Here is a 5,674-nt window from a genome sequence, read left to right as displayed (position 1 = left end):
CTAATTCTGTCCTCTCTTCAGGTCTCTTTTTTGGCTTACGTCCCATTTTAGGTACTCTCCCTCTTGTTTTCTCAACAATAGTATACCCGTTTTTCCTGTATTGTGCTAGCCAATTAAGAAGTATCGTACGACTTGGGAGACCGTATTCAAGAGAAACTCTATCTTTAGTCCAGCCTTCATGTAAGACTTTATGAATCATTTCTTGTTTTAAATTAGGAGAATAGTAGCGATTTTTTCCTTTTTTGACAAACTCTATTCCGTAACGTTCAATCAATTTAATCATGTACCTAATATTAGAATTGTTTATCCCAAATTTATTTGAAAGCTTCTCTATGCTATATCCTTGTTTTCTAAGTTCATAGATTTGAACTTTATCATCATATGTTAATTTCATAATAAAAACACCCCAAAAGTTAGTTTTTTCTGTCTAACTTTTGGGGTGCAGTTCACCTAGCAGAACTGCTAGGAGCTTTTTTGTAGCCAAAATCTGCAAGCCTTTTCAAATTGTGCTATACTGATGAAAAAGGAGGATTTCTATGAGTCAAGAATTTATTAATCCAAGTGATGGCGTGATTCGTCAGTATCTCGCAACGAGTAAAACCCTTGCTGTGGTGGGCTTGTCTGACCGTGAGGAAACAACTAGCAATCGAGTGACCAAGGAAATGCAGGCTCGGGGTTATAAAATCATCCCAGTCAATCCCAAGGCGGCGGGTGGCGAAATCTTGGGTGAAAAGGCTTATGCTAGCCTAGCGGAGATTCCTTTTCCTGTAGATATTGTCAATGTTTACCGTCGCAGCGAGTTTTTGCCAGATGTGGCGCGTGATTTTCTCAAGGCTGATGCCAAGATTTTTTGGGCACAGCTGGGACTTGAAAGTCTAGAAGCGGAAGAAATCTTGCGTGCTGGTGGATGTGATGACATCGTGATGAATCGTTGTATTAAGAGAGAACATACACGCTTGATTGAGGAAGCATAAGAAAAAGGTAGCTGGTGGGCTACCTTTTGTGTTAGAAAATGCCGATAAGGGTCTGCATACCAAGACTGGTGAGAATGATGGCTATCCAGCAGATGGCTCCGAGGATAATAGATTTTCCGCTGGATTTGACCATAGCTACCAGATTGGTTTTGAGACCGATAGCACTCATGGCCATGATAATGAGGAATTTGGAGAGTTGTTTGAGTGGGGTAAAGAAACTACTGGACACACCGAGAGAGGTTAGGATGGTAGTTAGGAGAGATGCAAGGATAAAGTAAAGGATAAACAGCGGGAAGACTTTTTTCAGTTGCAAACCTTGCTTATTTTTTTGCTCGCGACTTTGCCAGTAGGAGAGAAAGAGAGTGATGGGGATAATAGCCAGAGTACGTGTGAGTTTGACAATGGTTGCGGATTCGAGGGTATTGGTCTGGTAGAGACTGTCCCAAGCGCTGGCTGTGGCGGTTACAGAGGAAGTATCATTGACCGCAGTTCCTGCAAAGAGGGCGAAGCCTTCATTGGATAGATGAAGCCAGGTACCTAGCGTTGGAAATATGAGCGCAGCCAAGACATTGAAGAAAAAGATAACGGAGATGGCTTGGGCTACTTCCTTTTCCTTGGCATGGATAACGGGCGCTGTCGCTGCAATGGCAGAGCCCCCACAGATAGAAGAACCCACTCCAATCAAGGTAGCCAGTTTTGTGTCCAGTGCAAAGAAACGCTGGAAGAGGTAGGCAACAATCAAGGCTATTGAGATGGTGGACAGGATGACAGGGAGTGAAGATTGCCCAACTGCGAAGACTTGCGAGATATTGAGACCAAAACCAAGCAAGATAACGGCATACTGGAGCAATTTCTTGGAACTAAAGGTCAATCCAGCATCCAGTTGTTTATAAGACGAGAGAAAGGGATGGAGAAGCATGCCTATGAAAATTGCAAAGACAGGCGCGCCAATCACAGGGAAGAATCCTCCTAAGTACCAAGATACGATTGAAATCAGAAGGCAGGCCAATATACCTGCTCCATTTTTTGATAGAAATGACATAAAAACCTCCAAATAGAATCTGTTACCATTATAGACCTGTAAACAGGAAAAGTAAAATAGAAAGTGGAAAGTTATTCTATCATGTATTTTTGCGGTCGGGGGGCTTTTGTAGTATAATAGAGATACGTTTTGAAAGTAGGAGGTATCTATGGACTTAACTAAGCGCTTTAATAAACAGTTAGATAAGATTCAAGTTTCGTTGATTCGTCAGTTTGACCAGGCTATTTCGGAGATTCCTGGGATCTTGCGTTTGACCTTGGGGGAACCTGATTTTACAACGCCAGATCATGTCAAGGAGGCGGCTAAGCGAGCGATTGATCAGAACCAATCCTACTATACAGGGATGAGTGGTCTGCTGACTCTACGTCAGGCAGCCAGTGACTTTGTTAAGGAAAAGTACCAACTGGACTATGCTCCTGAAAATGAAATCTTGGTTACAATTGGGGCGACAGAGGCTTTATCTGCTACTTTGACAGCTATTTTGGAAGAGGGAGACAAGGTACTTTTGCCAGCTCCTGCCTATCCAGGTTATGAACCGATTGTTAATCTAGTTGGGGCAGAGATTGTCGAGATTGACACAACTGAAAATGGTTTTGTCTTGACTCCTGAAATGTTGGAGAAGGCCATTTTGGAGCAGGGTGACAAGCTCAAGGCGGTTATTCTCAACTATCCAGCCAATCCGACAGGAATTACCTACAGTCGGGAACAATTGGAGGCCTTGGCAGCTGTTTTACGCAAGTACGAAATTTTTGTTGTCTGTGATGAGGTTTACTCAGAATTGACCTACACAGGCGAAGCCCATGTATCTCTGGGAACTATGTTGAGAGATCAGGCAATTATTATCAATGGTTTATCGAAGTCGCATGCCATGACAGGATGGCGTTTGGGACTGATTTTCGCTCCTGCAGCCTTTACAGCTCAGTTGATTAAGAGTCACCAGTACTTGGTGACTGCCGCAAATACCATGGCGCAACATGCTGCGGTAGAGGCCTTGACAGCTGGTAAAAACGATGCGGAACCTATGAAGGAGGAATACATCCAGCGTCGGGATTATATTATCGAGAAAATGACTGCTCTTGGTTTTGAGATTATCAAACCAGACGGTGCCTTCTATATCTTTGCTAAGATTCCAGCGGGTTACAATCAAGACTCCTTTGCCTTTCTGAAAGATTTTGCTCAGAAGAAGGCTGTTGCCTTTATCCCTGGTGCTGCCTTTGGGTGTTATGGAGAAGGTTATGTTCGCCTGTCTTATGCGGCTAGCATGGAGACTATCGAAGAAGCCATGAAACGACTTGAGGAGTACATGAGAGAATCATGATTCAGTCTATCACGAGTCAAGGCTTGGTGCTCTACAATCGTAACTTTCGTGAGGATGACAAGCTGGTCAAAATTTTTACCGAGCAGGCGGGCAAGCGCATGTTTTTCGTCAAACACGCTGGCCAGTCCAAACTGGCGCCTGTTATTCAACCCTTGGTGTTGGCACGGTTTCTCTTACGAATCAATGATGACGGCCTTAGCTACATCGAGGACTACCATGAGGTGATGACTTTTCCCAAGATTAATAGTGATCTCTTTGTCATGGCCTATGCAACCTATGTGGCTGCCCTTGCAGATGCTAGTTTACAGGATAATCAGCAGGATGCTCCCTTGTTTGCTTTCTTGAAGAAGACTCTGGAGTTGATGGAAGCAGGGATAGATTATCAGGTTTTGACCAATATTTTTGAAATTCAAATCTTGACTCGATTTGGAATCAGCCTTAATTTTAATGAGTGTGTCTTTTGCCATCGGGTAGGTCAGGCTTTTGATTTTTCTTTCAAATATGGAGCCTGCCTTTGCCCAGAGCATTATCATGAAGATGAGAGACGTTGTCATCTAAATCCCAATATCCCTTATCTGCTCAATCAATTTCAGGCTATTGATTTTGAAACCTTGGAGACCATTTCGCTTAAGGCAGAAATCAAGCAAGAGCTACGCAAGTTTATGGATCAACTCTACGAAGAGTACGTTGGGATTCACCTAAAATCAAAGAAATTTATTGATTCCCTAGCAGACTGGGGACAATTACTAAAAGAGGAAGACAAATGAAAAAAATCGCAGTAGATGCTATGGGTGGCGATTATGCACCCCAAGCCATCGTTGAGGGTGTCAATCAAGCCCTAGCTGACTTTTCAGATATTGAGATTCAGCTCTACGGAGATGAAAGCAAAATCAAGCAATATCTGACAGCGACAGAGCGCGTCAACATTATCCATACAGATGAGAAGATTGATTCAGACGATGAACCTACGAGAGCTATTCGGAAGAAGAAAAATGCCAGTATGGTCTTGGCAGCCAAGGCTGTCAAAGACGGCGAAGCAGACGCTGTTCTCTCAGCTGGGAATACAGGTGCTTTACTAGCAGCAGGATTTTTCATCGTGGGTCGTATCAAGAACATCGATCGTCCTGGGCTTATGTCGACTTTGCCGACTGTAGATGGGAAGGGGTTTGACATGCTGGACCTCGGTGCTAATGCGGAAAATACAGCTCAGCACCTCCATCAATATGCGGTTCTAGGTTCCTTCTATGCTAAAAATGTTCGTGGAATTGCGCAACCACGCGTTGGCTTGCTCAATAACGGAACAGAGAGTAGTAAGGGCGACCCGCTTCGTAAGGAAACTTACGAATTACTAGCAGCTGATGAAAGTTTGAACTTTATCGGAAACGTGGAAGCACGTGATTTGATGAATGGCGTTGCAGATGTTGTTGTGGCAGATGGTTTCACGGGAAACGCTGTGCTCAAATCCATCGAAGGTACAGCTATGGGAATCATGGGCTTGCTCAGGACAGCTATTACAGGTGGAGGGCTTCGAGCAAAACTAGGGGCACTCCTTCTCAAGGATAGCCTCAGAGGTTTGAAAAAACAGCTCAACTATTCAGATGTTGGTGGAGCAGTCTTGTTTGGTGTCAAGGCACCGGTTGTCAAGACTCATGGCTCAAGCGATGCCAAGGCTGTTTATAGTACGATTCGCCAGATTCGTACCATGCTAGAAACAGACGTAGTTGCCCAGACTGCGCGTGAATTTTCAGGAGAATAAAAGAGATGACAGAAAAAGAAATTTTTGACCGTATTGTGACCATTATCCAAGAGCGACAGGGAGAGGACTTTGTCGTGACAGAATCCTTGAGTCTGAAAGATGATTTGGATGCTGACTCAGTTGACTTGATGGAGTTTATCTTGACGCTGGAAGATGAATTTAATATCGAAATCAGTGATGAAGAAATTGACCAACTCCAAAGTGTAGGAGATGTGGTAGAAGTCGTCAAAAGTAAAGAATAGCAAGAAGCAACATGCAAGTCGTGTTGCTTTTTTATTATGTGACTATTAGTCCGTCTCGCTCCGTTAGGTGAGAGACAAAAAAACCACCCGCTATGCGGGTGCGTGTCGAAGGTTATACCCAAAAAACTCCAAACGCGATACAATAAAGGTGTTCAAGCCAATTGTAAAGCGAAAGGAGAAAAATATGGCACAAAAGGTATATAGTTTATCGCACACAAAGTGGCACTGTAAGTATCACATTGTGTTTACCCCTAAGTATAGACGAAAAGTTATCTATAATCAATATCGAAGTAGTTTAGGCGAAATATTTCATCGCTTGTGTAGTTATAAAGGAGTTGAAAT

Annotated in this window: 8 protein-coding genes; 6 read left to right on the top strand and 2 right to left on the bottom strand. The window is 43.4% G+C overall.

Features of this window, described 5'->3' with window-relative positions:
* Positions 1-394 (bottom strand): transposase (locus B7692_RS07685; protein ID WP_142360060.1); only part of this gene is annotated, 394 nt, incomplete at its 3' end.
* A 142-nt stretch (positions 395-536) separates the two neighbouring features.
* Between B7692_RS07685 and B7692_RS07680 the strand changes: the two genes are divergently transcribed.
* Complete coding sequence (locus tag B7692_RS07680; protein ID WP_000076477.1) at positions 537-974, top strand: CoA-binding protein; 438 nt, start codon at positions 537-539, stop codon at positions 972-974.
* Between the two features lie 31 nt (positions 975-1,005).
* Here the strand turns inward: B7692_RS07680 and B7692_RS07675 are convergent, their stop codons facing one another.
* Positions 1,006-2,016 carry a YeiH family protein gene (locus B7692_RS07675; RefSeq protein ID WP_084923522.1) on the bottom strand — a complete coding sequence of 337 codons (1,011 nt, stop codon included), beginning with the start codon at positions 2,014-2,016 and terminating at the stop codon, positions 1,006-1,008.
* 148 nt (positions 2,017-2,164) lie between these two features.
* On the opposite strand from B7692_RS07675, the gene B7692_RS07670 reads away from it, so the two are divergent.
* From B7692_RS07670 to B7692_RS07650, 5 genes are all read left to right on the top strand, one after another.
* Entirely contained in the window at positions 2,165-3,334 is a 1,170-nt protein-coding gene (locus B7692_RS07670; RefSeq protein ID WP_084930365.1) for a pyridoxal phosphate-dependent aminotransferase, read from the top strand.
* Positions 3,331-4,101 (top strand): DNA repair protein RecO, encoded by a 771-nt coding sequence (gene recO, locus B7692_RS07665; RefSeq protein WP_084930364.1) that lies wholly within the window; start codon positions 3,331-3,333, stop codon positions 4,099-4,101. Before B7692_RS07670 ends, recO begins: the two co-directional genes overlap by 4 nt.
* A complete protein-coding gene (gene plsX, locus B7692_RS07660) occupies positions 4,098-5,090 on the top strand; it encodes a phosphate acyltransferase PlsX (protein ID WP_084930363.1) in 993 nt (330 codons plus the stop codon). The genes recO and plsX overlap by 4 nt, the downstream gene beginning before the upstream one ends.
* A 5-nt stretch (positions 5,091-5,095) precedes the next feature.
* Entirely contained in the window at positions 5,096-5,332 is a 237-nt protein-coding gene (locus B7692_RS07655) for an acyl carrier protein (RefSeq protein ID WP_000136444.1), read from the top strand.
* Between the two features lie 184 nt (positions 5,333-5,516).
* A partial coding sequence (locus tag B7692_RS07650) for a transposase (RefSeq protein WP_205008225.1) occupies positions 5,517-5,674 on the top strand: 158 nt, incomplete at its 3' end.

Origin of the sequence: Streptococcus mitis, from assembly GCF_002096925.1 — a bacterium.
Lineage (GTDB): Bacteria > Bacillota > Bacilli > Lactobacillales > Streptococcaceae > Streptococcus > Streptococcus mitis_AF.
Note: the sequence above shows the minus strand (reverse complement) of the source record. Positions and strands in the feature narration are given on the sequence as shown.

What these genes read in the sequence shown, in the direction of transcription:
- B7692_RS07680 (WP_000076477.1), top strand. Translation starts at nt 537, where the DNA reads ATGAGTCAAGAATTTATTAATCCAAGTGATGGCGTGATTCGTCAGTAT.
- B7692_RS07675 (WP_084923522.1), bottom strand. Translation starts at nt 2,016, where the DNA reads ATGTCATTTCTATCAAAAAATGGAGCAGGTATATTGGCCTGCCTTCTG.
- B7692_RS07670 (WP_084930365.1), top strand. Translation starts at nt 2,165, where the DNA reads ATGGACTTAACTAAGCGCTTTAATAAACAGTTAGATAAGATTCAAGTT.
- recO (WP_084930364.1), top strand. Translation starts at nt 3,331, where the DNA reads ATGATTCAGTCTATCACGAGTCAAGGCTTGGTGCTCTACAATCGTAAC.
- plsX (WP_084930363.1), top strand. Translation starts at nt 4,098, where the DNA reads ATGAAAAAAATCGCAGTAGATGCTATGGGTGGCGATTATGCACCCCAA.
- B7692_RS07655 (WP_000136444.1), top strand. Translation starts at nt 5,096, where the DNA reads ATGACAGAAAAAGAAATTTTTGACCGTATTGTGACCATTATCCAAGAG.